Here is a 22,007-nt window from a genome sequence, read left to right on the forward strand (position 1 = left end):
GCCGGCGCAAGGAATTCTGCATGGGCAACCACACCATGCAAAACGCCATTTTATTTCTTCATGAAAAAACCGCTTCTTCCATACGGAACAAGCGGTTGTGTGTGTTATTTTTTTTTGACTTCTACTTCGTATTGCTCAAAAGCCTCATCAAATGTCGTCATGGAGCTTAAATAGTCCCCATTTAACTCTAAATAGGCACATAGCTCATGATAATCAGTGGATGCTTTAGGAAAGCTGTGATCTTCATAAGCAGCATTTGCAAAATGACTGATTTCATCCTTCGGTTTTGGATGTCTGTACTTCATTAAATAATGGTAAAACGACTTCACCTGTTTTTCCCTCCGCGACACTCTATTTTGTTGTTATATTATACAGGAATTTGATGACTTGTATAGGCGGAGGTACAACTTATGAAGAAAAATCAAAGTAATTACGCTTTAATAACCGCTCCATGCTCATTAATTCTTCATATGAGATTTTTTCTGGAAGTTTTGTTTGATCGACTAAAATTAATTGATCTTCTATCTCTTTTACTGTCTCATCCTTCTGATACGTCATCCCGCAATGCTTGCAAGAAATCGAAGGCGTTTCCAAAATCTCAATCGATTGTGTGCCCGTGATGAGTTCCCAATAGACTGTGGTCTGTCCTGCGTTCGCTTTCTTCTCCTCACACCAATCACATGTCAGCAACTTTATTTCTCCTCCTTTACGGTTTGTTCTTTTTTGAGCTGGGCTTGATATTTCTTCTCTTTTAATTCATCTCGTTTTTCACGTTTGTTTTTGAGCGTATCATGTTCAGGATTCGTTTCATAAGACTCTCTTCGTTTCATTCGGCTTAAATTTTCAGGCGTAAAGGATCTTGCTTCATCCTCAAATAGAGCAGTTATGCCAATGGCGGGTTCTTTCTTTTCTTCATAGATTTCATTAAAATACGCATCTGCTTGGCCTGCGACGTAATGTTCTGGCTCCGGATAATAGGTGATCACACCTTCAAAGTTACGCAGGACCACTTTCTCTGGGCTTTGAGATAATAAATAATTTGGCTGTAAGGTGATCTTACCTCCTCCGCCTGGTGCATCTACAACAAAGCTTGGCACGGCATAACCACTCGTATGTCCTCTTAAGCCTTCAATGATTTCAAGGCCTTTTGAAACCGGTGTTCTAAAGTGGCCGATCCCCTCAGATAAATCACATTGATAAATATAATAAGGTCTGACGCGAATCATGACGAGATCATGCATCAGCTTCTTCATAATTGGAACACTGTCGTTAATTCCTGCTAGGATCACCGCCTGATTACCAACAGGGACGCCAGCATTGACAAGGCGCTCACACGCTTCTTTCGCTTCTTTTGTGATTTCAATGCTTGTATTAAAGTGAGTGTTCAGCCAAACAGGATGATATTTTTTTAAAATCTCACACAATTCATCTGTAATTCGCTGCGGAAACACGACCGGTGCACGTGTTCCAATTCGAATGATTTCAACGTGAGGAATGTCTCGTAAGTTTTTCAAAATGTATTCAAGCACTTGATCATTAATTAACAGCCCGTCACCGCCTGAAATTAACACATCCCGCACTTCAGGGGTTTCTCTAATATATCCAATGGCGGCATCTAATTGCTTTTTCGGCACGCCCATCCCGATCTGACCGGAAAAGCGCCTTCTCGTACAATAGCGGCAGTACATGGAGCACTGATTTGTGACAAGAAACAGCACACGATCTGGGTAGCGGTGCGTTAAACCTGGAACAGGTGAATCCTCATCTTCATGGAGCGGATCTTCGAGGTCATATTTTGTTTTATGAAGCTCCTCTGCAATTGGTACAGACTGCATACGAATTGGGCATCTTGGATCGTCTGGATTCATCAGTGAGGCATAGTAGGGTGTTATGTTGAGTGGAATGGTTTTCGTGGAAATCTTCACCCCTTCTTTTTCCTCTTCTGTTAAGTTCACGACTTTTTCTAAATCTTCTAGCGTTTTGACCGTATGCGTCAGCTGCCAAATCCAGTCGTTCCACTTTTCCTCGGGTACGTCCTTCCAAAGTTCAATGTCCTTCCAATGTCGCGCAGGTTGATACAGTTTTTGATTCATATCCATTCCCCCTATCAGCATTCACTTTATACTATGCAAGTTATGTGCCAACATGGGAAAATGCCCCTATTCTTTAGAAAAGGAGCTTTTCCGTCACATTCACCTGTTTGAAGTGCCTACTTTTCGGCATCTGTATATTTTTTTAGCTTATACTGCAATGTTTGTCGAGGAATTTTTAAAGCGGCTGCCGTTTGCTTAATATTCCCTGCGTGCTGTCTTAAAGCTTCTTGAATCAGCGTTTGTTCAAATGACGTCACTTGACTTTTTAATGAGGACTCTGGCGGATGACTTTCTATCTGATGCGTCCGCAAATGGACAGGGAGATATGCTGTGGTGATTTCTTCTGCTTCCTTTGGCATCATCAAGACGGCATGCTCGATCGTATGTTTTAATTCTCTCACATTCCCTGGCCACTGATGGGCCATAAATACTTGGACAGTTTCTTCAGAAAGGCGGTTGACGTTTTTTGAAAATTGCTGATGATACGTTTGAATAAAGTGGCTGGATAACAGCTGGATATCATGCTTCCTTGTGCGAAGCGGCGGGATATGAAATGATGACACATGCAGTCTATAAAATAAGTCTTCTCTTAACATTTGTTTTTTAACGGCTTCAAATGGGTCGATATTGAGGGCAGTAATCACTCTGACATTTACTTGAATCGCCTTTGCATCACCTATCCGGCGGACAACACCATCCTCTAACACACGCAGTAATTTTGTTTGAAGCGTAAGCGGCATCGCTTGCAGCTCATCAAGAAAAAGCGTACCACCATCTGCTAATTCAAACAGCCCCTTGCGATCTATTGCGCCCGTATAACTTCCTTTGACAGACCCGAATAAAAGACTTTCAAGCAGCGATTCTGGAAGAGCAGCGCAGTTTTGCGGGATAAAGACTTGATCTTTCCGATCAGATGCATGAACAATCGCTTGTACGAGTACCTCTTTTCCTGTCCCAGTTTCCCCGAAGACCATAACCGATGAAGGATATGCAGCAGCTTTTTTCGCTTTCTCCAGCACCTCTTTTAAGTGTGGATCATTTGTTAAAAATGAAGAAAAATCGAGCATTTGAGTGGTCTCCGCGGCACCATCCGTTCGTTTTTTTTGATCTAAACGATTCGAAAGCGCTGACAGCTTCGACACATCCTTCGCTACTTCTACCGCCCCAATTAACTTGCTGCCTTCTATAATAGGCAGTGTAGTGTTGACGGTCTCAATTTTTTCTCCATTTTTGTTCAAATAGGTTTGCAACGAATGATAAATGGGTTTTCCTGTTCTAAGTACATGCATGAGTGTACTTGTCTTTTCAGTTAATGAAGGATACACGTCCAGTATGTACTTGCCAATCACCTCTTCTTTCGCTAAACAGTCGAACTTCGCTGCATTATGATTATAAAAGATGGTAACCCCTTGATCGTCTACAACGTGAATCGCTTCATCGATGGCTTCTAAAATTAATTCAAACCAATCCGCTCTTTCGACAATCTTCCCCACTATTTCCCCCTCACTTTCTATGCCGAAAATCCGGCACGTATTGCCCAATTTTCAGCGGCTTGATGATGTTCAACGTGTTCCCCTATCCTTTTCACGTTTCGCTTTTTCCTGTCGATCTCCTGCTTTTTTCATCTATTCTAAAAAAAGCACCCCTCTTAGGAGGAGTGCTTTCGTCCTGACATCTGATAAAGAGACAAGTCAAATTCCTGAAGTGACTCCATATACAGCGGCACAATTGGCTTTCCTTCTTGAAAAAATGCAAATTGAGAAGGTTGTAGTTTGATTGGCTGATGGTAAAACGCAAATATTTTCACTACCTCAGGGACAATTCGGCAAAAGGTATCATGCACAAATAAATAGACATCTTGTTTCCATTTAAACAGCCGTCTATTTGGCGGGCTGAATATAGGAGATACTTGAATGATCTTGCCATCCTTAAACGTCTCTAGCTGCTGTTTTGTGACCGTGTATATCTCCTTTTGATGAAACTGAAAATATTGCACATCACGTCTTGAAGCAAACCTTCTTTTTGTCTGATGTTCAATATAATAAAATGTTCTTCCGTTATCTGCAGTGACGACTGTATAATTCGGAACTGTCAGCGGCTCGTTCATTTCATATTTCATCGTACATAAAGAAGGAACACGAATCGCACGCCTGTTCTTTTCATTCACCCAGCGCCTGTCAATTTGATGAAGACATCCGTGAGCGATTTGATAATAATCGCCATCTCTTTCAATCACAGTTCCGTCAATTAAATCGTAGGGCATACTCGAAAACATATGATGGAATGATTGTGGCGTTTTATATGTGGTATCAAGTACTTCTTGTAATGGAAAGAACGCAGCAAAATGATTCAGTCTCATCCAAAACACAGAATCAGCATGATGCCAATGTTTTGGTTCGTCGGCCCAGTATTGTCCGTATTTTTCATGAATAAGCGAAAGCAGCCGGCTTCTATGCATAACAGAGCAATGGTCGACTTGAAAGGATGCATGCTCCAACACTTGATCTGCTTCTCGAACGAAGCTCGCCGTTTCCACCAAATGCTGATTCACATGCACGACACGCTGCGAGGAATAGACGATATCTATGTGAGGCTTCGATTGAAAAACCTCGACCATTTTCTCTAAACGATCTTTTCTGTAGACTGTATCATCAGTTACATAACAAACCAGCTCACCTGTTATAAGTGTTAATGCTTCATTAATTAGCGTTGCATAACGTACAGTCTTCAGCCGGTTTGCAGGATAAATTTGATGAGAATACAATTGAATGCGCTTATCCACTAAATAAGGCTGCATCTTTTGGATCGTTTCTTGTTCAGAGCCATCATCCATGATCAAAAGCTCCCAATGCTGATACGTTTGTTCTACCACACTCTTTAACACACGTTCAATGAAATCAGGTTTGTTGTAGCTTGTTAATATCACTGATACTTTCATGACCATTATCCTTTTTTAAATAGATTAAAAAGCCCCCCAGCTGACAATGTTCACATAAGGAACACTTACTCTTAGCTGATTTGTCGCATTTTTAAAGACTGCTACTGAGTCAAACAATTGTACGACAACCACGTTTTGCAACACATCTCCATTGACTAAATGAACACGCGGCAGCGGAATACCGAGCTCAAGCCACGGGCGCAGCAATTCTTTAATCTCTGACGCACTCCCTTCCTCACTTTCCTCTAAAAGATGAAGAAGAAGTATAATCAACACAACTTCAAGTATTCCTTCTGTTTCTAGTAATTCTTCGTTCCAGCCATTTAATAGTTGTTCAAATTCCATTCAGATTCCCTCTTTCTTCTCGTTTGATCTTTACTAGAGTATGAGGATCACTTCATTTAGCATCAGCATTTGAAAACATTTTTCAAAAATGTGTGAAGTCATTAAATGAAAAAAAGAACAAGGAATGAGCATTCTGCTTATACCAAAAAAAGAGAACGGCATATACATAGTGGTGTGTTTGAATGGATGAAGAAAGGATGGGGAAAACATGAGCGAAAAGCGTGCCGAATTAAAAAAAGAGCTGTTAAAGCTGTTTTTCAAACCGCTTAGTCATGCGTTAACAGTTAATCTCGAAGAAGGAGGAGTTCAAGTGGAAGAAAAATTGAACGATTTATTTAGTGAGGTAGCAGCTGAAGCATCACCTTCAGATTCTGCTACAACACTCGACGTATCTCAACCAGCAAGATGGATTTTTGCAAGACTTGCACCTGGAACAGTCATTAGCATTGTCATGGACTCAGGTGACTTAATCGGACCCGTTCAATTCGTATCATTCGATGCTTCAACAGGTGTTGTTTTCGTCACACAAGAAAGCTCTGTGACACCTACAGGCTCTGCAACGACTCTATTAGATGTAGATAAAGTAGAAAGTGTTACGTTCACATCTTAATGTGAGAGGGCCATCATGAAGCTTCTTTATATCAGCTCTGGCTACGGTGGAATCTATCGGATGTTCGATCAATGGATAGAAGATAGCTTCATTGATTCCCCCTTTTCATGCGTCAAGGTGGAAAGGGAAACTCTACCCGCTCATATGCACAAAATCCGGACATTTTCTCCGGATTTTGTTTTCATGATGATCGGTGATCATATTCCAACAGAACTGCTTCATCAATTCAAACAAGAAAAGATCCCCGTTGTACTGTGGATGACAGAAGACCCTTTTTATATAGATGTGTCAGCTGCATGCGTAAGTGATGCACAGCTGATCTTAACGATTGACGAAGGTGCTTTGTCATTTTACAAACAAATGGGCGCTGATCACGCGCACTACTTTCCCATTCCAACCAATACACACGTATTTCAGAAAAAAGAATCACCACATGAATCGTGCATTTATGACATTGCACTCATTGGCTACCCTTATCCAAACCGTATCAAAGCCATCAATACACTCTTACATCAAAACAAATGGCGCATTCTCGTAGCAGGAAAAGAGTGGCATCGCGTGTTGAATAAATCACGCAAACGATATCGTGATCTCTCACTGATGACCCACTGGCTGAGTCCCGAGCAGATGGCAGACATCTATCAAACATCAGCCATTGTTCTGAATCCGCACAGGCCCGCGCAATTTGCCTATAATCAAAACAAAGCCAATGTTCAAAATATGAGTCTCAACAACAGAGCATTTGATATCGCTTCAAGCGGAGGCTTTCAGTTGACAGATCTACAACCGTCACAGGCATTTTCAAGCTTCGCTTTTTACACACATGAAAACGATTTGATTAAACAGGTCGAGCACTATGTAAAAAACCCTCAACAAAGACAATCGGTTGCAGAGAACAATTACGAGCAAGTCATTCGCTGGAACACATTTGATACGCTACCTTACAGACTTTATGAAATAGTCAAAAGCGCCCTATGACCGGGCGCTTTTTCTAATTGTCATCATCTTATGCCGTTCCTTCTGCATCTTGTCGAGCCAATAAAATCTTCTCTGCCTTTTTCCGATCCTCCTCACTTTTCACAACAAGCGATTGCGCATGATCCATCATATATGCACCAACAGATCCTTCTAAAAAGGAATGAATGCATTCTTTTGCATATGGAACATGAAACGCATAGACAGCTCCATTTAAACGCCCATACGTATAAGGGTGCTCCTGAGTTGGTACAAAAAAATAATGATTGTCCTTATACAGGCTGGCTTCATTGGTGTCATGAAGTGTCCAAGTTTCATTTGGATTTTCTAACGCCTCTGTAAAAGAAGCCGCACAATCATATCCTCCCTCTACTAGAAGCTGTAAGCAGTTCTCAATATCTGCCGTCTGCCTTAGTGGTGATGCTGGATGCAAATACAAAACAATATCAAACGTTTTTCCCTCTCGTTCTAAATAAGCAAGTGCGTGCTTCACAGCTACTAAAGAAGGTGTTTGTTCCGTCACATGTGTGCTTGGCAGTTCAATCACATTTGCTCCATAGTGGGCCGAAATGATTTGAGTATTCACATCCTCTGAAGATACGATGACTTCATCTAATTCAATCATTTGTAATAATGGCTGAATGGTCCAATAGATTAGCGGCCGCTCCGCCAATACGCGAATGTGTTCAGCATGATGCCCCTGCTTGCTGCTAAAAGCTGGTATCATGGCTAAAATACGATTTCCCCTATACATGTATGATCTTCTCCCCTCGCGCAGCTCAGTATCAGTGAATACATTCTGAGAGCTGAACTGATCGCCGTACTGATCGCCGTACTGAAGTCTTCAGGTGCCTCGCTATTCTACTTAATCTTCTATCTCTACATATTCTATTAAGTCGTCAAGCAGATGGTTATAATTGGTTCACCTAATTTATGCATGAAGTGGTTCTTTTCCTCAAACGTCTTCCACTCTTTCACATATGATGCAAAGTAGAGAATTGAGAGTTGGGGGATTAGATATGTCCAAACAAATAGAAACGAGTTTGAAGACCTTTTTTCGTGACAAAATCATCTTGGTCACAGGCGGTACGGGTTCGATCGGCCGGCAGATTGTGAAAAAATTAACAGCCTGCTCTCCTAAAAAGGTCATTGTCTTTAGTAAAGATGACAGTAAACAATACATGATGAAAAATGAATATGCGGCAAATCCAGAGGTTGTATTTGCACTTGGAGATGTGAGGGATGCAAGCCGCGTCAGGCAGCTTGTCAAAGGAGTAGATATCATCTTCCATGCAGCTGCACTCAAACAAGTACCCACCTGCGAAGATAATCCGTTTGAAGCTGTCCAAACCAACATCATCGGCGGACAGCATGTCATCGAAGCAGCACTTGAACATGAAGTCAGTCATGTTGTCAACATTTCAACCGACAAAGCGGTTTCTCCGACAAATGCCATGGGAGCTACAAAATTAATTTCAGAAAAATTGTTTTTTCAAGCGAATGAAAGTATTTCAAATCAGAAAACGAGATTTTGCTCTGTCCGGTTTGGCAATGTGCTTGGATCAAGGGGTTCCGTCATCCCCATCATGCTTCAACAGTTGTTAAATGAACAACCTCTAACTGTAACTGATCCTAAAATGACACGCTTTTTTATGTCTATCGAAGAAGCTGTATCCCTCACGCTTGAAGCAGCTATCATGATGAAAGGCGGCGAAACATTCATTCTCAAGATGGAGTCATTACAGCTGGCTGATCTATTGAAAGCATTTCATGAATATGCCGGTCAGATCAACGTTCCTTCTCCTGATATTCTTGTTGTCGGAAAAAGACCTGGAGAAAAACTTCACGAGGAACTCACATTCCCTCACGAGGCAGATGCACTGTTTGAACATGAACAATTTTATGCCATTTTACCAAGACCACATCTTCACCCTCATTTTCAAAAAGTCCATTTGACCCATTACACATCAAACGAAGCACCGCTCATTACAAAAGAGAAGCTGTTTCACATCATTGAACAATTACATCATACACACCATAAAAAATAAAAAAATCGTCACACGGAAGCAGCTGACTTCCATGTGACGATTTTTAAATCAATTATTGAAAGATGTGTTTCAAATGACCATAGCCTTCTTTTTCAAGATCATCCTTCGGGATAAACTTTAAAGCGGCAGAATTAATACAATACCGAAGACCGTTTGGCCCTGGGCCGTCAGGAAATACATGACCAAGGTGAGAGTCGGCCGTCTTACTGCGAACTTCTGTCCGCACCATGCCATGGCTCGTATCTACTTTCTCTTCTACCTCTTGATCTTCAATCGGTTTTGTAAAACTTGGCCAGCCGCAATGGGCATCAAATTTATCTAAAGAAGAAAACAATGGTTTGCCTGAAATGATATCTACATAAATGCCCTCTTCCTTATGGTCCCAAAATTCATTTTGAAATGGCGGCTCAGTTCCATTATTTTGCGTCACTTCGTACTGCATTCGGTTTAATTCTTTGATGCGCTGCTCTTTTTCGTTAGCCATTATTTATCACTCCAATGAGATTGAATAAAACCTGCTCTGCCCGAACCGACATGGTATCGTTCGTAGTGCATTTTGTTCTTTTTATAATAATGCTGATGATATTCCTCAGCAGGATAAAAAGGACCAGCCTCTAAAATTTCTGTCACGATTGGCTTTTGGAAAACTCCACTTTGGCTCAGCTGCTCTTTTGATGTTTCTGCAAGTTGCCTTTGTTTTTCATTGTGGACATAAATCCCTGTACGGTAGGACTCTCCTCTATCACCAAATTGTCCTCCATCATCTGTTGGGTCTATTTGCTGCCAATATAGTTCTAATAGCTTCTCATACGGAAAAATGTCTGGATCAAAGGTAATTTGAACGGCTTCTCTATGGCCTGTCGTATTTGTACATACTTCCTCATAGGTTGGATTCACTGTATGTCCGCCAGTATACCCTGATTCAACTTTGATAATGCCTGGCTGTTCATCAAAAGGTTTAACCATACACCAGAAACAGCCTCCAGCAAATGTGGCTAATTCTTGTTTTTCAGACATATTAGTGCCCCCTTCATTTAAAAAATGGTATCATCATATTATAACATGATAAAAAATAATGAAAATGATACGACTTGTATACCTAAAAACAAAAGAAAGCATTCTGTCGTATCTTAAAATATAATGGGGGTTTAATGATTGGAACAAAGAAAACAAATGATGTATGAAATGGATACTTTACTGAGAACCGTATTTAAGCAAATACGTTATGAAATTAACAGCTTGCTTGAAAACGAATTATCTCGGAATGAATTTCTCATTTTAAATCTGCTGCGTGAACAAGGCGCAAAAAAAGTAACGGAATTCGCCTCAATTCTCGGTGTATCAGCAAGCCATATTACAGCTGTAACCGACACGCTTGTAGAAAAAGGCTGGATCACTCGTATCCGTTCAAAAGAGGATCGACGCATCATCAAAATCCACTTAACCGATAAGGGTAAGGAAATTACTGAGCATTTTGAGAAAAAGAAAACAGAATACTTCATGGAACGATTTGAATCATTTGATGATGAAGAACTGAAAACGATGATCAAGTTATTTAAAAAGCTGGATAAAAGTCAAAAGGATTAAGCATAGATTTTAGCGTGGAGGACATGCTACGGATAAAAAGGTGGAATGAACCATGACAAGTCCATATCTTTGTCCGAACTGCAAAACCAACAGAACGCGTTTTAACCTCATCGAGCAGCATTCAGAACCTGTGAAACTTGATCCAGCAACTGGAGCTATTGTCGAAACATATGAAGGAGATCAGCTTTCTCCTTTTCACATGAACTATCAAGGACCGAAAATCAAAGTCCAGTGCGGCGTTTGCGGATTAATTGAGGATGAAAAAACGTTCATTAAGCTGGCTGAATATCATCAATATTCATCTCCTTCTTAATACGAGAGCCTGACACTTTTTGTCAGGCTTTTTTCTATGTTTCTTTTGCCTATACAGATCGTCCCTTTCTTGCATACGCTACAAAAAACACATTGTAGAGAAAGAAGGGATAAAGACGTGCAGCAGCTCTACGAGATGAATCAATTTCTATATCGTCCATTAGCTACCTTCCCCCCATACCATCCGAGAAACACCATTTCCAAAGCTGTTATTCGATTATTTCACGCTGCACCGGATTTAAGTGAGCTTGCTGTATTTGTAAATCAGCAGCCAATCCAAAAAAAGCTGCCATACGGTCAGCTGTCTGCTTATATGGAATGGGATGAGGGTGTTTATGAGATAGAAGTATTCAAGCTGGCTACAAAAGAAAGAATTCTTTCTTCTCGTATGATGATTAATGGAAACGAGACTTACACGCTATGTATCACAGGAGCTCGTACCGGCTTTGCGCTGCTCACAGAAAAGCAAGACTCGCTGATTAAGCAAGAAGAGCTATCAGCACTCACGTTTATCCAGCTGTCACCAGACCTCCCTTTCATTGATATATATGAACGAGATCAAGGCATGTTATCAAAGGAACTCGGATATGTGAACGGCACCCAAACCCACCACTTCTCTCCGAATAAGTATCACTTTGAATTAAAAGCTGCCGGTACTCAAAGTGTACTGCTAGATATTCCGAAAGTTCACCTGCAAACAAAGCGGGCCTATCTTATTTTACTTCATGGATTTGCAAACGGAGAGCCAGAGCTAATGGCAAAAGTCGTCTTGTCTCACCAAATGTAAAAAGAGCCTTTCCAAATGGAAAAGGCTCTCAGCGTGTAGACAAAGCCTCGCATTCGGTGTCAGTCCTGCGTGCCGGTGCTCACGAATGTCACATTCACTCTGCGCCAGTACTCGTGCTTCCTAGAATGCAAAGGTTTTCAATCACGCTGAAAAGAAGACAAATAGCCTTTCCAAATGGAAAAGGCTATTTACGAGACATCTTCAGCTTTTTCTTGTTTTTGAAAATCAAAAGCAAGAATCATGGTACCTAAAAATAATGCACAATAGGCGATATTTAAGTAAAACTGGTCGATATTTTCTGCTTTTAAATGAGAGGCAGCTGTCATGCCAAAGTATGCAGCAAATAAGAGCGACAGTAAACTAAAATATTGATAGACTCGCTTCATAGTTTCACTCCTGACTTACACGTTCTATTGCTTTGGATGATAATATGAGAATTCAATTTCATCATTCTCAAGATCAATTTTGTTCGCTTTGACATACATATCATTCGTCAGCGGCATTTCTGAAAGGCGCACTTCCACCGTTTTTTGGTCTGGTTTCACATGAACGAAATCAGGCAGTTCATAGAATTGACCCATGTAGCTTAAAACAAAACTGATTGGGATGCTTAATTGTCCAATTGAAAAGTCATCTACTTTCAGCAGAACATCCCCATTATCTTCAACAGATGGTGTAAATGATACATTTGCATTAATCGTTGAAGAAAAAGCTTTGATTGCACCTGTTACTTTCACATCTTGGTCAATCGCAACATGAAAGTCGGGCATATCGCTTGATCCTTGGTTTTTCAAATAATCATTGACAAAGCTGGTAAGCGACTCTTTTGAACTAGAAATGTTAAAAGCATACTCGCTGTTCACTTCTTTTTTCGAAGCGGATTGATCGCTCGGCAGCAGCATAAAAATACCGCATACAAGAACAATCAATAGATTAATTGACAGTAAAATAAAAAATAAACTCTTCCATTTTTTCATCTTTTCACCCTATTCCTTCGGCAGTCCTTCTTTTTTCACTTCTGAGAATAAACGATTTGCCATAAGAGAGTACCCCTTTTGGTTTGGGTGGAAATCATCATCTGCCAGTAATTTTTCATCTTTATCATCTTCAAATAAATCTGCTACATCGATCATATCAGCATTGCCGTCTTTTTTTAGTTCTTTTTCGGCAGCAGCATTCCAGTCTTTGACGACCTCATCAATATCTCTCAGCTCAGACAAGCTGAATTTAAAAGGATTGTACATACTGACATACATGATCTTTGCATGGTCATTATGCTCTCTTAATTGAGCAAGAATGGTCTTAAAACGCTCTTCAAAAGGACCTTGCTCTTTTTGAAAAGGAGCAAATGTCAAGTTGAGCACATTTTGTCGGACGACATGCATTAAGTCATTTCCGCCGATCGTAAAGAAAATATAATCAGCGTCTTTCAGTCCATCCTGCACTTTTTTTTCTTTTAATCTTTTTAATAAATCTACCGTTCTACTGCCTTTAATGGCATAGTTTTTTAATGTAACAGACTGTACACCGTCCACCGCTTCTATCTTGTCACGGGTGATGCCGGCATACCCTTTTTTATTTTGATCTCCTATTCCTTCTGTTAAGGAATCTCCAACCGCTGCGATCGTAATATGTTCTTTTACGTTTTGTGTGTCTTCTAGTTTATCCTTTATGCCGGCCTCTTGTGCGGAACATGCAGAAAGAACAAAAGCTAGAGACATCACAATCAAAATCAAACGAGCCTTCAAACGATGATGTCCCTCCTTTTTCTGATTAAAAAAGTGTATCATGTTTTCGCTCATTTGAACATCCTTATGCTAGCTTCGACTCAGTGTTTTGATGTCCTTGATGATTTCATCATATGGCGTATTTTGAACACCATCATAGTTTTTCATCACTTTTCCTTCTTGATCAACGAGGAAAAACAGAGATTGGTGTATCACTTGGTCTTCGTCTTCAGGTTTTTTCACAATCGTCTTAAAGCTTTTCATTGCAAATTTTTCAATCGCTGACTGCGAGTAACCAGTGAGAAAATCCCAATTTCTAAAGGATAATGGATATGCTTTTGCAAATTCCTTTAGCTTTTTCGGTGAATCCACCTCTGGATCGACGCTAAATGAAATGATGTGCGCATCCAATTTTTCTTCTTTTAACCGTTTTTGTAGCTCTGTCATATGTGCGGTCATCGGCGGGCAAATCGTTTCACAGCTTGTGAAAATAAAATCTGCCACCCAGACTTTCCCCTTTAAATCGTCGAGCGACACCTTTTGACCATCCTGGTTTTGATACTCAAACGGCTGGATTTGATAATTTAACGCATCCTTGATTTGTCCATTTGAACATGAGACTAAAAGAAGCACGCTTATAATCGTAAGCGCACCAAATAAGGCTCCCCTTTTTGTATACATGACAATTACATCCCCTTTTCAATCAATCGGTATAAAAAGTAAAGCCTATAGCGCCCTTACCAGTATGACAGGAAATAATCGGTGTTGTATAAGCGATGTCAACTAGTGCATCAGGTGTATGATCAAGCAGTGCTGCTTTAAGCTTTTCTGCAAGTTCTAATGCGTCTGCATGTGCAATCCCAATTGCTTGAACGGTTTTCCCTTTCACCGCCTGTACATACTGTTTTGTCAAATAGCGGACAAGAGCGGAGTAACTTCTCACATTCGCTTCTGGTGTGTATATGCCGTCTGTTAAGCTGGCAATTGGTTTAATATGAAGAAGTGAACCGATCAGCGCCTTTCCTCTTCCAATTCGTCCACCTTTCACGAGATTTTCTAATGTATCGATTGTGACAAATAGCTTTGTTTTAAGACGAATTTTGTCCATTTCTTTGAGGATGTCATCACGGCTTGCCCCTTTTTTTGCAAGCTCTGCTGCTTTGGTGACTTGAAACCCTAAACCATAGGAAATAAAATTCGAATCAATGACAGTGATATTCCCGTCTACCATTTTAGAAGCGCTTTCAGCAGTTTGAACCGTACCACTCATCCCACCAGTTAAATGGATACTAATGACTTCGCTTCCATCTGCCGTCAGTTTTTCATATAATTCGACGAATTGACCGATCGCAGGTTGAGACGTTTTCGGCAGTTCCTCAGCGGCCTCCATTTTTTCAATAAATTCATCTGGCTGTATGTTCACTCGGTCAATATAATCAACCCCAGAAATGGAGATATTGAGCGGAATGACATGAATGGAAAGATCATTGATTTTTTCTTGCGGAAGGTCCACAGTTGAATCTGTTACAATTTTAATTTGTTTCACTATCGTCTCATCCTTGCTGTCTTAGTCTTTACATATGATATTACCTTATTTCGTGCATACTTGAAAACAACTGTCAGAACGTTTTTGAAATTGTCACATTTTCTTCTTTTCATGTAAAAAATCCTTGCCAAGATGAGTAGCCCCCATTTGAAAATGGCCGCTCACTCTCTTTGGCAAAGATTCCAATTTACGCATTGTGTTTTAGTGTAGGCTCTTGGTAGATCTGTTCATATGTGCTCCACTTGACGTTACGTTTCACATCCTCCCTGAAAGAGTACACATGCCTCTTTCCCTTAGATACATAGACTTTTTTCAAGAAAGCTTCAAGTCTAAAGGTGAGCATGAAACCATAGGATTCATCTCCCTTTAAAACAGGGACTTCTGTTACCTTGATCTGAGCTCCATCCATCCGTCTAAAACATATTGTTTTGAGCAGCACAAACGATCAATCCTCTTTTCCAATTATCTGTTAAGCCTAAATAAATAGGTGGAATAAATCTTGATCTTTATTCACTTCAACATAGTGGAAGCCTTTTTTATTCATTCGGTCAATCAGCGCTGCATAGTCATCTCTTTCTTTCAATTCGATCCCAACAAGCGCAGGTCCTTTGCTTCGGTTATTCTTTTTCGTATATTCAAAGCGTGAGATATCATCATTTGGCCCTAATACTTCATCCAAAAATTCCCTGAGAGCACCTGCTCTTTGCGGAAAATTAACGATGAAATAATGCTGGAGTCCTTCATAAATCATGGAGCGTTCCTTGATTTCTTGCATTCGGCCAATGTCATTATTGCCTCCGCTGACAATACAAACGACATTTTTCCCTTTAATCTCCTCACGATGTGCATCTAAAGCCGCGATCGGTAACGCACCCGCTGGCTCAGCTACAATGGCACATTGATTATACAGCTCTAAAATGGTTGTACATACTTTTCCTTCTGGTACAAGACTAATCTTATCGACAACAGACTGAAGCGATGTAAACGTCTTTTCGCCAATCCGCTGAACCGCTGCTCCATCTACAAACTTATCTATTGAATCAAGTGTGACAACCTCCCCTTTCTCGTGGGAAGCATGAAGTGAGGCGGCACCAAGCGGCTCGACTGCAATAATTTCTGTTTCTGGTGCGATATTTTTCATATACGTGCCAACGCCAGATAACAAACCTCCGCCCCCAACACTTGCAAATAAAAAGTGAGGCTCCACTTCGATATCATTTAATATTTCTACAGCAGTTGTTCCTTGTCCTGCCATGACATCTAAATCATCAAATGGATGAATAAATTCCCGCTTTTCCTTATCTCCGCATTTGACTGCTTCATGATACGAATCATCAAAGGTATCTCCGGTTAAGATAATGTCAACATATTCTTTTCCGAAAAGCTCCACTTGAGATACTTTTTGCCTTGGTGTGGTAGCAGGCATAAAAATTTTCCCGTGGATACCTAAATATTTGCAAGAATAGGCAACGCCTTGTGCGTGATTTCCTGCACTGGCACAAACAATGCCGTTTTCTAGTTTTTCTTTTGGCAACTGGCTCATTTTATTAAAAGCGCCTCTTAATTTAAAAGAACGAACAACCTGCAGGTCCTCTCTTTTTAAGTAGACATTACATTCATATCGTTCAGAAAGTCGCTCATTTTTTTGAAGTGGAGTATGAATCACTACATCCTTCAAATTTTGATGGGCTTTTAAGATGTCTTTCACTTGAATTAGCGTGTTTTCTTTGAGCAACGGTTTCATGTACAAGATCCTTTCTCTTTAACCTTATTTAATTTGTCATTATAACATGAATATTCAAAAAATAAACCAATAGATCATGGATCGGAGATAAATTTCATGAACTTTTTCGTTTTTCTATACATTTGTTCTAATTGGGTGTTATAATAAAACCAATTAGAACCAAAAGAAAGGAATCGCTCGATGACCACACATCCGTTTGCTAATATATATGGAGAACACCAAGATATAAAACACGCCATTCATTTGGCAAAACAATTCACGAAAAACGATCAGCCTGTGTTGATCACAGGTGAAATTGGAACAGGCAAATCACGCTTTGCACAAGAAATGGCCCATTCATTTGCTGCGCAGGCTTCGATGAAACATATCTACTGCCCCATTGTAGATGAAGCGACTTTGCAGGAAGCATTTACTCATGCGGCAAATCATGTGCTTTATTTAGACGAAGTCAGCGCATTCAGTATTCCTATGCAGCATCAGGTCATTCGTTTTCTCGAAGATTCTCCTGCAACAAAAATCATTGCTTCTTCGTCTTTATCATTAGAGGCGATGAGCGTTTCGTCCAGTTTTTTACCTGAGCTGTTTTATCGGCTCAATGTGCTTCATATCCCTCTCCCGCCTTTAGAAGATCGAAAAACAGATATTCCTATTTTAACCGCTGCTTTCTTTCAAGAACTGAACATAACGCCTGACATCGACTCAAGTGTGTGGGAAGTCTTACAGCAATATTCATTTGAAGGGAATGTCCAGGAGCTCAAAAATATCGTTCATTATGCAGCCGCGATTCTCGAAGGGCAAACAGTTTTCTTGCATCACTTGCCACCTTTTGTATTATTACCTCAACAAACAGCTGGTAAAGGAAAAAAAGAAGAACACCAGCTCACGCTTATGGAGAAACAAGAATTTGTTTTCTTACTCGAAGCCATTAAGTCTCTAAATGAAAAAGGAGAAGCAGCCAGCAGACGTATCTTGTCTGAGTTAAGCAAACAAGGCGACATCCCGCTGACCCCTCAGCAAGTCAGGAGTCGATTAGATGATCTTGAGAAAAAAGCTTATGTGACGAAAGGGAAAGGCAGAGCTGGAACGAAGATTACACTTGAAGGTCTCTCATTTCTGAAGTCGCTTGATGGTTATATACCGGTTCAATAAAGGAGGACATCCATTGTTTACTGTAAAAGAAGAAATTGCCAACGCGATTACACATGGCATTGGCGTCATTTTATCCATTCCCGCCATTGTTTTTCTCGTTTTATTCGCTGTTCAATACGGCACTGTCACTGACATTATTAGCTTCTCGATATTTGGCGCGTCGATGCTACTGCTTTATTTAAGCTCTACTTTGCTTCATAGCATTCGGCACAAAAAAACAAAAGATGTATTTGAAATCCTTGACCACTCTGCGATTTATGTATTGATTGCTGGTACATATACGCCATTTTTGCTTGGCCCATTAAAAGGCGCACTTGGCTATACTCTTCTTGCAATCGTATGGGCACTTGCTGCAGGCGGTATCGTTTTTAAAATCTTTTTCGTCAAACGGTTTATCATTGTATCTACCCTTGTTTATTTATTAATGGGCTGGATGATTATTATCGCAATTAAACCTCTGTACATTCAATTAACAGGAGCTGGATTCAGCCTCTTACTATTAGGCGGTATTTTGTATTCAGTCGGAACGATCTTTTATATTTGGCGGAAAATTCCCTATCATCATGCGATTTGGCACAGCTTTGTTCTCGGAGGAAGTGCATCCATGTTCTTCTGCATTCTATTTTATTGTGTCAACATCCCAGCATGATCAAAAAACCAGCATCCGAATGTGGATGCTGGTTTTTTCTATGCGCGCTTTTGTGCGTAATCACTCATCTTGACCGGTGCTTTGATATGGATATCGACATTAACTGGACGAAGTCTTTTGACGATCTTCCCTGTTAAAAGACGGTCTGTGCCGCTTGTTTCAACCGGAACAAGTGAGCAGTTACATTCTTCAGCAAGCGTTTCTGCCATGACACGATACTGTTCAGAAAGCAACAGACTTTGGCCAGATAGAACTCTTTCTCTTGCTTCTTCTATTAACGCCTCATCAGATTGATTCTGCTTGATCACCGCCATCTTCTTCAACCATTGTTTTAAGATGGGATAGCGAAACAGATGCGGTTTTGCCATAAAAGCAAATGGCTTCTCTAAGTGACCAATCAGCAATGTCGTCGTCACTGGATGATGTGCTTCTGTGACATAAATAACAGGACCATCTGGCAGCTTTTTTTGCTGATGAATGGTCATGACCGATCCTGATTGATCAATACACCCTCTGGCAAACCTTTTTGCATGCTCATGGATGAGATGCATTCGTTTCGTATAGGAAATGCGTGGATCCGTTAATTCATGATCATACAAATGCCTTATACTTTTAAAAAAGGATACAACAACATAAATCGTTAAAAACCAATAACGAAACAACCGTACTCCTCCTACTCACTTATCCTTCTTTTCTGTCATAGACGACAAATTCATAATTGTAGGGGTTCTTTTCGTCACGATGGCCTTTTTCACGTGATACAACCGTCCAATCATCTTCATCGTAATAAGGGAAGAAACGGTCGCCTTCAAATGAATGATGAATGTGCGTGATATATAGACGATCTGCGTATGGCATCATTTCCTCATACAGCTTAGACCCGCCAATGATCAATAATTCTTCCTCGGTCTTCGCAATGGTTAAAATATCATCAATTGAATGGACTACCTCGCATCCTTCAGCTTGAAAAGAAGAACTTGTGGTCAACACGATATTCCGGCGGTTAGGCAGTGCTCGTCCAATTGATTCAAACGTTTTTCTACCCATGACAATGGTATGACCACTTGTGACTTTTTTAAAATACGCTAAATCAGCGGGTAAATGCCAAGGCATTTGATTATCTTTGCCAATGACTCTGTCTTTTCCTGTCGCCACTATCATGGAAATCATACACTGACTTCTCCTTTAATATGCGGATGTGGATCATAGTTCTCAAGCACAAAATCATCAAACGTAAAATCAAAAATACTTTTGACATCTCTAGTGATGCGAAGCTGCGGAAGTGTGCGCTCCTCACGCTCTAACTGCATTTTGACCTGAGGAAGATGATTTTGATAAATATGAGCATCTCCTAGCGTATGAATAAACTCTCCTGGCTCAAGGTTTGTCACTTTGGCAATCATCATCGTTAGAAGTGCATACGAAGCAATATTGAAAGGCACACCTAAAAAGATATCTGCCGAACGTTGATAGAGCTGGCACGATAATTTACCGTTTGATACATAAAATTGAAACAAGCAATGACAAGGAGGCAGCGCCATCTGATCAATCTCTCCTGGATTCCACGCACTGACAATCAATCTTCTCGAATTAGGATGATTCTCAATATCATGGATCAGCTTGCTGATCTGATCTACTGTCTCTCCGTCTCCACTCGCCCATGATCTCCACTGCGCACCATACACACGCCCTAGCTCTCCATTTTCATCTGCCCATTCATTCCAAATACGGACACCATTTTCTTGAAGATATTTGACATTTGTATCACCTTTTAAAAACCACAGTAACTCATGAATGATTGATTTCAGGTGTAATTTCTTTGTTGTTAATAAAGGAAACCCTTCCTGTAAATCAAATCTCATTTGGTAACCGAACGTGCTGATAGTGCCTGTTCCTGTTCTGTCACCTTTTTCATCCCCGTGCTGTAATACATGACGGCATAACTCTTTGTATTGTTTCATTTTTTTCATCCTTTATTTATGTTCTTGTTGTAGTTTACCTTATTTCTGCTTTTGTTGAAACCAATTGAAACCAAAAAAACATGTCTGCAAGATGAGCAGACATGTTTTTCTTTTTATGCTTGATTCACTCGATCCTGCTCTTCGTCCTTAATATCTTGGTGAGAGTGAGCTATGCGACTTGCTGCTGCAGCGGCAAGCGCAGCGACAAGGTCATCAAGGAAAGTGTGTACTTCACCAGGACGACCTTCATCTAATTCTCTAATAATACCAAATTTCTCTTTGTCTAGATAACCGAAGTTGGTCAAACCGATTGATCCATATACATTGACAATGGAAAGCGGAATAATCTCATCAATTCCATATAACGGTTCATCTGTTTCAACTAAATGCTGCAAAGGTTCTGGCAAAAGCTTTTTTTCTGCCAGCTGATCAAGAGCAAGTCCTGTCAAAACTGCGTGGACAATTTCCCTTTTATTCAGCACTTTTTCAACATTTTCAATGCAGACACTAAGTGGAAGATTTGGGTTGTATTTCTCTTGGAGTTTCAGCACAATGTGTGCAATATCTTCTATTTTCACTCCACGCTCGTTTAACATCTGTTTTGTAATGCGAACCATTTCGTTCATTGTATACTTTTTCAATTGGCATGACATCTCCTTCTAGTGGCTCATCCAGCTCGGCGGGGTGTTTTTATCCCAGTAAATATTACCGAGTTCATGATGCGTCTGGAATCCATCTTCTGCTGTATGGTAGTGAAAGTTAAACCAATATCCGCTGTGAGGCGGCTGATCTCTCCTGACATGAAAACGAAGCAAATCTTCTCCAGTCTTTCTATTATAAATGTGGAAGATTTTTTCCCCATTTCCGCTTGAAGGCTGATCAGTTAAAACAACATCTTGAAATTTTTCGTCATCTTTGAAATTTGTTAAAAAGTCGGTTAACACTTGTTCAATTTTTGGTTGAATCTCTTCTCTATACTCGTCCTCAATGACAGGTGTGATTTTACGACCAAATTTGAGAAAGGATTGGTTTTCTGCACTTAATAGAACCTCTTGCTTATATTGCTCAAAGGGGTCTACCCGCTCTTTGTTGTCTTCTTGCGATAATTCCCAGCTGCGCGTAGCATCTGATGTATCATAAACTGCTGTATAAGGTGATTTATCAGATGAAGAAAATTCAGATGGCTTGTCTGTCATCAAAGCTGATGGAGGAGAGATTAAACCAAAAGTCGCAATCGTAAAGAGTGCAACGAGCGTTTTTCTCATCCACATTTTCATGATATCTAATTCCTTCCATAAGTTATCATACTGCTATTCTAGCATATAATGAATTTTCAGTCATTCAATTTGGTCATTGAGTTCAGACTTTCTTTTTCATGATAAAACGTTTACAATGACAGTAACGACGACTAAAATTTGGGAGGAATGGATATGCTTGAAGGGTTTTTCATCACAGCTTCCTTGCTGACGTTATTTTATTTTGTCTATATGGAGATCACCGATTAAAAGCCCTGAAATAGGGCTTTTTTAATTGTTA

General features: G+C 40.3%; 29 protein-coding genes. 8 read left to right on the forward strand and 21 right to left on the reverse strand.

What is annotated here, in order from left to right:
• Positions 1-104 precede the first annotated feature (104 nt).
• The 6 genes from MHB38_RS10245 to cgeC all read right to left on the reverse strand — a co-directional run bounded on the left by MHB38_RS10245 (position 105) and on the right by cgeC (position 5,376).
• Positions 105-329 (reverse strand): YozE family protein, encoded by a 225-nt coding sequence (locus tag MHB38_RS10245; protein WP_003215834.1) that lies wholly within the window; start codon positions 327-329, stop codon positions 105-107.
• 79 nt (positions 330-408) lie between these two features.
• Positions 409-690 (reverse strand): YokU family protein, encoded by a 282-nt coding sequence (locus tag MHB38_RS10250; protein WP_129548346.1) that lies wholly within the window; start codon positions 688-690, stop codon positions 409-411.
• Between the two features lie 2 nt (positions 691-692).
• Positions 693-2,093 (reverse strand): lysine 2,3-aminomutase, encoded by a 1,401-nt coding sequence (gene ablA / locus MHB38_RS10255; protein WP_341003309.1) that lies wholly within the window; start codon positions 2,091-2,093, stop codon positions 693-695.
• A gap of 116 nt (positions 2,094-2,209) precedes the next feature.
• Positions 2,210-3,586, reverse strand: a complete 1,377-nt coding sequence (locus MHB38_RS10260) for a sigma-54 interaction domain-containing protein (protein ID WP_341003311.1) — start codon at positions 3,584-3,586, stop codon at positions 2,210-2,212.
• Between the two features lie 155 nt (positions 3,587-3,741).
• On the reverse strand, positions 3,742-5,037 hold the full coding sequence (locus MHB38_RS10265) for a glycosyltransferase family 2 protein (RefSeq protein ID WP_341003312.1): 1,296 nt from the start codon (positions 5,035-5,037) through the stop codon (positions 3,742-3,744).
• Positions 5,038-5,055: 18 nt separating this feature from the next.
• Positions 5,056-5,376, reverse strand: coding sequence for a spore maturation protein CgeC (gene cgeC, locus MHB38_RS10270; RefSeq protein ID WP_007500768.1), 321 nt, complete (start codon positions 5,374-5,376; stop codon positions 5,056-5,058).
• A gap of 208 nt (positions 5,377-5,584) precedes the next feature.
• On the opposite strand from cgeC, the gene MHB38_RS10275 reads away from it, so the two are divergent.
• Both MHB38_RS10275 and MHB38_RS10280 read left to right on the forward strand, forming a co-directional pair.
• On the forward strand, positions 5,585-5,986 hold the full coding sequence (locus MHB38_RS10275) for a hypothetical protein (RefSeq protein ID WP_007500770.1): 402 nt from the start codon (positions 5,585-5,587) through the stop codon (positions 5,984-5,986).
• 183 nt (positions 5,987-6,169) lie between these two features.
• Positions 6,170-6,964, forward strand: a complete 795-nt coding sequence (locus tag MHB38_RS10280; RefSeq protein ID WP_231583265.1) for a CgeB family protein — start codon at positions 6,170-6,172, stop codon at positions 6,962-6,964.
• A 28-nt stretch (positions 6,965-6,992) separates the two neighbouring features.
• Here the strand turns inward: MHB38_RS10280 and MHB38_RS10285 are convergent, their stop codons facing one another.
• Positions 6,993-7,715 (reverse strand): acylneuraminate cytidylyltransferase family protein, encoded by a 723-nt coding sequence (locus MHB38_RS10285; RefSeq protein WP_008346422.1) that lies wholly within the window; start codon positions 7,713-7,715, stop codon positions 6,993-6,995.
• Positions 7,716-7,980: 265 nt separating this feature from the next.
• Between MHB38_RS10285 and MHB38_RS10290 the strand changes: the two genes are divergently transcribed.
• Positions 7,981-9,009 carry an SDR family NAD(P)-dependent oxidoreductase gene (locus MHB38_RS10290; protein WP_035703287.1) on the forward strand — a complete coding sequence of 343 codons (1,029 nt, stop codon included), beginning with the start codon at positions 7,981-7,983 and terminating at the stop codon, positions 9,007-9,009.
• A 52-nt stretch (positions 9,010-9,061) separates the two neighbouring features.
• On the opposite strand, the gene msrB is transcribed toward MHB38_RS10290, so the two are convergent.
• Complete coding sequence (msrB, locus tag MHB38_RS10295) at positions 9,062-9,493, reverse strand: peptide-methionine (R)-S-oxide reductase MsrB (RefSeq protein WP_007500777.1); 432 nt, start codon at positions 9,491-9,493, stop codon at positions 9,062-9,064.
• Positions 9,493-10,026: a peptide-methionine (S)-S-oxide reductase MsrA gene (gene msrA / locus MHB38_RS10300; protein WP_065460583.1), complete on the reverse strand. Its 534-nt coding sequence runs from the start codon at positions 10,024-10,026 to the stop codon at positions 9,493-9,495. The genes msrB and msrA overlap by 1 nt, the downstream gene beginning before the upstream one ends.
• Positions 10,027-10,164: 138 nt before the next feature.
• Between msrA and MHB38_RS10305 the strand changes: the two genes are divergently transcribed.
• From MHB38_RS10305 to MHB38_RS10315, 3 genes are all read left to right on the forward strand, one after another.
• Positions 10,165-10,596, forward strand: coding sequence for a MarR family transcriptional regulator (locus tag MHB38_RS10305; RefSeq protein ID WP_007500780.1), 432 nt, complete (start codon positions 10,165-10,167; stop codon positions 10,594-10,596).
• A gap of 52 nt (positions 10,597-10,648) precedes the next feature.
• Positions 10,649-10,909 (forward strand): hypothetical protein, encoded by a 261-nt coding sequence (locus MHB38_RS10310; protein ID WP_008346413.1) that lies wholly within the window; start codon positions 10,649-10,651, stop codon positions 10,907-10,909.
• Between the two features lie 117 nt (positions 10,910-11,026).
• Complete coding sequence (locus tag MHB38_RS10315) at positions 11,027-11,695, forward strand: DUF4397 domain-containing protein (protein WP_024718557.1); 669 nt, start codon at positions 11,027-11,029, stop codon at positions 11,693-11,695.
• Between the two features lie 188 nt (positions 11,696-11,883).
• Here MHB38_RS10315 and ypmT read toward each other — a convergent pair whose 3' ends face one another.
• From ypmT to ilvA, 7 genes are all read right to left on the reverse strand, one after another.
• Positions 11,884-12,081: a protein YpmT gene (ypmT, locus tag MHB38_RS10320; RefSeq protein ID WP_008346409.1), complete on the reverse strand. Its 198-nt coding sequence runs from the start codon at positions 12,079-12,081 to the stop codon at positions 11,884-11,886.
• Positions 12,082-12,105: 24 nt separating this feature from the next.
• The gene (locus MHB38_RS10325; RefSeq protein ID WP_024718556.1) at positions 12,106-12,672 is read right to left on the reverse strand and encodes a YpmS family protein; all 567 of its coding nucleotides are present in this window, start codon (positions 12,670-12,672) and stop codon (positions 12,106-12,108) included.
• A 9-nt stretch (positions 12,673-12,681) separates the two neighbouring features.
• On the reverse strand, positions 12,682-13,443 hold the full coding sequence (locus tag MHB38_RS10330; protein WP_017359696.1) for an SGNH/GDSL hydrolase family protein: 762 nt from the start codon (positions 13,441-13,443) through the stop codon (positions 12,682-12,684).
• A gap of 69 nt (positions 13,444-13,512) precedes the next feature.
• Positions 13,513-14,103, reverse strand: a complete 591-nt coding sequence (locus MHB38_RS10335) for an SCO family protein (RefSeq protein ID WP_268390170.1) — start codon at positions 14,101-14,103, stop codon at positions 13,513-13,515.
• A gap of 22 nt (positions 14,104-14,125) precedes the next feature.
• Complete coding sequence (locus MHB38_RS10340; RefSeq protein WP_017359697.1) at positions 14,126-14,968, reverse strand: DegV family protein; 843 nt, start codon at positions 14,966-14,968, stop codon at positions 14,126-14,128.
• A 187-nt stretch (positions 14,969-15,155) separates the two neighbouring features.
• Positions 15,156-15,407 carry a YpmP family protein gene (locus tag MHB38_RS10345; protein ID WP_008346400.1) on the reverse strand — a complete coding sequence of 84 codons (252 nt, stop codon included), beginning with the start codon at positions 15,405-15,407 and terminating at the stop codon, positions 15,156-15,158.
• Positions 15,408-15,443: 36 nt separating this feature from the next.
• The gene (gene ilvA, locus MHB38_RS10350; RefSeq protein WP_008346398.1) at positions 15,444-16,712 is read right to left on the reverse strand and encodes a threonine ammonia-lyase IlvA; all 1,269 of its coding nucleotides are present in this window, start codon (positions 16,710-16,712) and stop codon (positions 15,444-15,446) included.
• Positions 16,713-16,892: 180 nt separating this feature from the next.
• Here ilvA and MHB38_RS10355 point away from each other — a divergent pair, with 180 nt between their 5' ends.
• Both MHB38_RS10355 and trhA read left to right on the forward strand, forming a co-directional pair.
• Complete coding sequence (locus MHB38_RS10355; protein ID WP_206115513.1) at positions 16,893-17,861, forward strand: sigma 54-interacting transcriptional regulator; 969 nt, start codon at positions 16,893-16,895, stop codon at positions 17,859-17,861.
• A 13-nt stretch (positions 17,862-17,874) separates the two neighbouring features.
• Complete coding sequence (gene trhA / locus MHB38_RS10360) at positions 17,875-18,510, forward strand: PAQR family membrane homeostasis protein TrhA (RefSeq protein ID WP_008346394.1); 636 nt, start codon at positions 17,875-17,877, stop codon at positions 18,508-18,510.
• 38 nt (positions 18,511-18,548) lie between these two features.
• Here the strand turns inward: trhA and MHB38_RS10365 are convergent, their stop codons facing one another.
• The 5 genes from MHB38_RS10365 to MHB38_RS10385 form a co-directional block, all read right to left on the reverse strand.
• Positions 18,549-19,172, reverse strand: coding sequence for a lysophospholipid acyltransferase family protein (locus tag MHB38_RS10365; protein WP_268390167.1), 624 nt, complete (start codon positions 19,170-19,172; stop codon positions 18,549-18,551).
• Between the two features lie 19 nt (positions 19,173-19,191).
• On the reverse strand, positions 19,192-19,680 hold the full coding sequence (folA, locus tag MHB38_RS10370) for a type 3 dihydrofolate reductase (RefSeq protein WP_007500805.1): 489 nt from the start codon (positions 19,678-19,680) through the stop codon (positions 19,192-19,194).
• A complete protein-coding gene (locus MHB38_RS10375) occupies positions 19,677-20,471 on the reverse strand; it encodes a thymidylate synthase (RefSeq protein ID WP_017367468.1) in 795 nt (264 codons plus the stop codon). The genes folA and MHB38_RS10375 overlap by 4 nt, the downstream gene beginning before the upstream one ends.
• 113 nt (positions 20,472-20,584) lie before the next feature.
• On the reverse strand, positions 20,585-21,112 hold the full coding sequence (locus MHB38_RS10380) for a phosphatidylglycerophosphatase A family protein (RefSeq protein WP_008346387.1): 528 nt from the start codon (positions 21,110-21,112) through the stop codon (positions 20,585-20,587).
• 18 nt (positions 21,113-21,130) lie between these two features.
• Positions 21,131-21,748, reverse strand: a complete 618-nt coding sequence (locus MHB38_RS10385; protein ID WP_341003324.1) for a YpjP family protein — start codon at positions 21,746-21,748, stop codon at positions 21,131-21,133.
• Between the last annotated feature and the right edge of the window lie 259 nt (positions 21,749-22,007).

This window comes from Bacillus sp. FSL K6-3176 (genome assembly GCF_038003325.1).
In the GTDB taxonomy this organism is placed as follows: domain Bacteria; phylum Bacillota; class Bacilli; order Bacillales; family Bacillaceae; genus Bacillus; species Bacillus altitudinis.

What these genes read in the sequence shown, in the direction of transcription:
- ablA (WP_341003309.1), bottom strand. Translation starts at nt 2,093, where the DNA reads ATGAATCAAAAACTGTATCAACCTGCGCGACATTGGAAGGACATTGAA.
- MHB38_RS10265 (WP_341003312.1), bottom strand. Translation starts at nt 5,037, where the DNA reads ATGGTCATGAAAGTATCAGTGATATTAACAAGCTACAACAAACCTGAT.
- cgeC (WP_007500768.1), bottom strand. Translation starts at nt 5,376, where the DNA reads ATGGAATTTGAACAACTATTAAATGGCTGGAACGAAGAATTACTAGAA.
- MHB38_RS10275 (WP_007500770.1), top strand. Translation starts at nt 5,585, where the DNA reads ATGAGCGAAAAGCGTGCCGAATTAAAAAAAGAGCTGTTAAAGCTGTTT.
- MHB38_RS10280 (WP_231583265.1), top strand. Translation starts at nt 6,170, where the DNA reads ATGATGATCGGTGATCATATTCCAACAGAACTGCTTCATCAATTCAAA.
- MHB38_RS10285 (WP_008346422.1), bottom strand. Translation starts at nt 7,715, where the DNA reads ATGTATAGGGGAAATCGTATTTTAGCCATGATACCAGCTTTTAGCAGC.
- MHB38_RS10290 (WP_035703287.1), top strand. Translation starts at nt 7,981, where the DNA reads ATGTCCAAACAAATAGAAACGAGTTTGAAGACCTTTTTTCGTGACAAA.
- msrB (WP_007500777.1), bottom strand. Translation starts at nt 9,493, where the DNA reads ATGGCTAACGAAAAAGAGCAGCGCATCAAAGAATTAAACCGAATGCAG.
- msrA (WP_065460583.1), bottom strand. Translation starts at nt 10,026, where the DNA reads ATGTCTGAAAAACAAGAATTAGCCACATTTGCTGGAGGCTGTTTCTGG.
- MHB38_RS10310 (WP_008346413.1), top strand. Translation starts at nt 10,649, where the DNA reads ATGACAAGTCCATATCTTTGTCCGAACTGCAAAACCAACAGAACGCGT.
- ypmT (WP_008346409.1), bottom strand. Translation starts at nt 12,081, where the DNA reads ATGAAGCGAGTCTATCAATATTTTAGTTTACTGTCGCTCTTATTTGCT.
- MHB38_RS10325 (WP_024718556.1), bottom strand. Translation starts at nt 12,672, where the DNA reads ATGAAAAAATGGAAGAGTTTATTTTTTATTTTACTGTCAATTAATCTA.
- MHB38_RS10335 (WP_268390170.1), bottom strand. Translation starts at nt 14,103, where the DNA reads ATGTATACAAAAAGGGGAGCCTTATTTGGTGCGCTTACGATTATAAGC.
- ilvA (WP_008346398.1), bottom strand. Translation starts at nt 16,712, where the DNA reads ATGAAACCGTTGCTCAAAGAAAACACGCTAATTCAAGTGAAAGACATC.
- MHB38_RS10355 (WP_206115513.1), top strand. Translation starts at nt 16,893, where the DNA reads ATGACCACACATCCGTTTGCTAATATATATGGAGAACACCAAGATATA.
- folA (WP_007500805.1), bottom strand. Translation starts at nt 19,680, where the DNA reads ATGATTTCCATGATAGTGGCGACAGGAAAAGACAGAGTCATTGGCAAA.
- MHB38_RS10375 (WP_017367468.1), bottom strand. Translation starts at nt 20,471, where the DNA reads ATGAAACAATACAAAGAGTTATGCCGTCATGTATTACAGCACGGGGAT.
- MHB38_RS10385 (WP_341003324.1), bottom strand. Translation starts at nt 21,748, where the DNA reads ATGAAAATGTGGATGAGAAAAACGCTCGTTGCACTCTTTACGATTGCG.